This window comes from Corallococcus llansteffanensis, from assembly GCF_003612055.1.
Classification (GTDB): Bacteria; Myxococcota; Myxococcia; order Myxococcales; family Myxococcaceae; genus Corallococcus; species Corallococcus llansteffanensis.
Genome location: NZ_RAWB01000837.1, coordinates 1 through 3,085, shown reverse-complemented (window position 1 = coordinate 3,085; position 3,085 = coordinate 1). Strand labels below are relative to the sequence as shown.

The 3,085-nt window shown below is 73.1% G+C and carries 2 protein-coding genes and 1 pseudogene; 1 reads left to right on the top strand and 2 read right to left on the bottom strand.

Translation table 11 applies throughout. The features are described 5' to 3' along the window. Positions 1 to 228: 228 nt before the first annotated feature. The gene (locus D7V93_RS47155) at positions 229 to 936 is read left to right on the top strand and encodes a hypothetical protein (protein ID WP_244237810.1); all 708 of its coding nucleotides are present in this window, start codon (positions 229 to 231) and stop codon (positions 934 to 936) included. A gap of 63 nt (positions 937 to 999) precedes the next feature. Here D7V93_RS47155 and D7V93_RS47150 read toward each other — a convergent pair. Further along, positions 1,000 to 1,440 (bottom strand): annotated as a pseudogene (locus D7V93_RS47150) (thermonuclease family protein); the annotation flags it as partial. Continuing rightward, positions 1,437 to 3,085 (bottom strand): lamin tail domain-containing protein (locus D7V93_RS40960; RefSeq protein ID WP_147451619.1); only part of this gene is annotated, 1,649 nt, incomplete at its 5' end. The gene D7V93_RS40960 and the pseudogene D7V93_RS47150, both read right to left, overlap by 4 nt.

Here is a 3,085-nt window from a genome sequence, read left to right as displayed (position 1 = left end):
CCTCTGGGATGGGACCCGAGGGGGTGGCAGGCGGCCATGGAAGGCCTGCGCGTGCCGCTGGGTCCCGTCGGGGACATGGGCGAAGCTGGATAGGAACACGCTGGGGAGGAATCGGGTCATGGCATTCGCGGAGCGCAGGACCGACGGACAGGACGCAGGCACGGCGCCGAGGCAGCCCCCGTCGTGGACACATCCGCGGGGATCCGACCTAAAGGGGAGGGATTGATCATGGCCTTCTCCAAGCCGGTGGATCCGCTGGAGTCCCTGGGTCGGGGGCACGTGCGCAGCGTCTGGGAGGTGATGGAGGCGATGAGCATCCTCATGTCCCGACGCAACGAGGGCCTGCCGCTCAACCTGCCGCAGGTGACGCTGTTCCTGCGCAGCGGACGCGAGGTGACGGGCATCCTCCGCGAGTACGGCGAGTTCCGTCAGGGACGCGGGGTGCTCCTGAACACGTCGAGCAGGGACGGCTCGCGCGGGGACAGCACGGACGTGACGTTCGTGCCGGACGGGGTCATCGAGGCGCTCACGCTGCACGACGTGACCGTGCTGGACACGCCGGCGAAGTCGATGCCCGAGTCCTCGCCCCTGCACCTGCGGCGTCAGCTGCCCGCGATGGCCGACAAGCTGTCCACCACCTGGGGCATCCCGGTGACGGCGGAGTTCGGCCCGGGCACGGACCTGGAGCAGGCCAGCACCGTGCAGGCGCTGGCCTGGCTCATCGAGCGCACGGGGGAGGTCGTCAGCGGGCTCGCGGCGGCGTCCGACTTCGACCCGGTGCTCCAGCAGAAGGGGCTCAAGCTGCGGCTGTCCGTGGGTGACACCTTCCACGTGCGGCTCCAGGGCGACACGCTGGACCTCATCACGTCGCGCCACCCGGCCGCGTGGCCGCTGGACCGGGAGCTGAAGCTGGCGGTGACGGACGCGCTGGCGTAGCGCGGACGCCGCCGGGCGCCGGCCTTTCGGGCACGGCGCCGGGCAGCGGCCCCACAGGCCCCGGCGGGCCCTCCGGGCCTCGACCTCCAGGGCTTCGAACTCGCCGCGCCGGGAGCCACCGGCCGGCGAGACGAACAGCGTGCACGCGTACCCGCGCTCCACGAGCAGCGCGTTCACGTCGTGGCCCTCCACGGACACATACGCGAGCCGCCGTCCGAAGCGGTCCGTGCACGCCTCCCCGTCCCGCAGTCGCACCGTGCGGCCCTCCACGAGCGAGCGGTTGAACGCCGCCGCCTCCTCACCGAAGCAGTCGTGATGGCCGCGCGTCGTCTCCGGCGCGTCGGCGAGCAGGTAGCGGATGCGCTCGCCGTCCTGGAGCACCACCGTGTCCCCGTCGATGACCTGGGTCACCACGCCCGTGCGCGGTCCGCACTCCCCCTCCTCGCCTCCGCAGGCCAAGAGGACCGCCAGCAGCAACACGAACCCCACGCTCCACGTCCTCATGGCGCGCACGTCCGGTTCTCGCGGCCCGGGGTGCCCCGGTCTCCCGCGCCGTACCTCACGCCCACGGGCGTCGTGCAGAAGGCGCTGGATGCATCGTTGCCGGCCGCGTCCCGTACGCGCGCATCGAGCTGCGAGGACACGCCAGGGGTCGCTGCGCTCGTGAAGGACACCGCGTCCAGCACGGTCCCCTGCACCGCCAGCTTCAGGACGTGCGCCCCAGCGCCGTTGCCCAGGCTGGAGCCGAACGTGCCGAGCACGGCCGGCAGCCCGCCATTGAGCGAAGCCTCCTCGTCGCGCGCGAGGACGGCGTAGCCCCCTGCCCTCACCGACAGGCACAGCGCCGAGTCCAGCACGGTGCCGCCCGCTTCGTTGGAGAGCGTCACCCCGTTGAGGTCCACCTCGCGCAGCGCGAGCACCTCCACCCATTCTCCCGTCGCATCCGGCGCGGCGGTGGGATCCGCCATGAACTCGGTGAGGACCAGCGAGCCCGCGGTGGGGACGCGGGGCGCGCGGGGCTGCCCCGTCGTCCGGTCGATGCATCCCGTCTGGGAAACCACCCCCGCGTCCGCTCCGGAGCACGCGCGGTTGAGCCGCCCCGGCGTACCCAGGTTGCCCTGGTCGCCATAGGGCTCCGTGGCCGGGCACCACGCGGAGGGCACGTCGTTGCCCTTCGCCTCGGCGGTGAGCGGCGCCGACACCTGGGTGGCCACGCCGTCCTGCGCCGGGCCATACAGCGCGCTGTCGATGAGCACGCCTCCCGCGCGCACGGCGACGACGCCGCCCGCGTTGCGCAGGTCCACCGAGAACGTGGCCAGGGGCTCCGGGAGCCCGCTGTTCACCTCGCGCTCCCTCCGGCGCGCCAGCAGCGCGGACTCGCCCGCGGCGAGCGACAGGCAGCGCTCCGACTCCAGGCGCGTGCCCGACGTGTCCGTCCCCACCGTCAGGCCATTGAGGTCCACGGGCACGGTGGCCCGCACCTCCAGCCACTCGCCCACCGTGTCGTCGCCTCGCGGGTTGGCCATCACCTCGGTGATGACGAGCTCGCCCGGGCGCGGAGCCCGGACGTCCCGGGGCGCCACCGCCCCCGGTGGAAGACAGGTCCCCGCGCGGCCCCCGTCCCCGACGGGCGTTCCACCGTCAGCCAGGTCGGGGCACGGCGCGTTCGCCGCGCCCGGACTGCCACGCGCCCCTCCCGGCACCATCTCCGGCGCATCACACCAGCGCGACAGCGCATCCCGGATCCGCGCCGAGCCCGACTTCGCGGGCGCGGTGAGCACCACCGAGTCGAGCAGCCGCGTCCCGCACCTGAGCCCCACGAGCCCCCCGCTGTTTCCCAGGGCCCCGAGCGCATCGCCATAGGTCTGGTCCACGTGCTCGGGCAGGGGCCCGTCGCGCACGTCCCCCAGCACGACGAAGGTCCCTGCATCGACCGGCAGTCCCGTGGTCAGCGTATAGGCCCGCTCCTGCGCCCCCTCCTCGCGGGCGGTGAAGAGCGTCACGCCCAGCAGGTCCACGGTCTCCCGGTTGGGATTGTGGACCTCCACGTACTCCTTCCCGGTGTCCGCGCCCGCGGGGTCGTTGAGGTACTCGGTGATGACGAGGTCCCCCGGCAGCAAGGCCACACAGGCCGGCGCCTGTCTCTTAT

Coding starts and splice junctions, on each gene's coding strand:
- D7V93_RS47155 (WP_244237810.1), top strand. CDS start 229: ATGGCCTTCTCCAAGCCGGTGGATCCGCTGGAGTCCCTGGGTCGGGGG.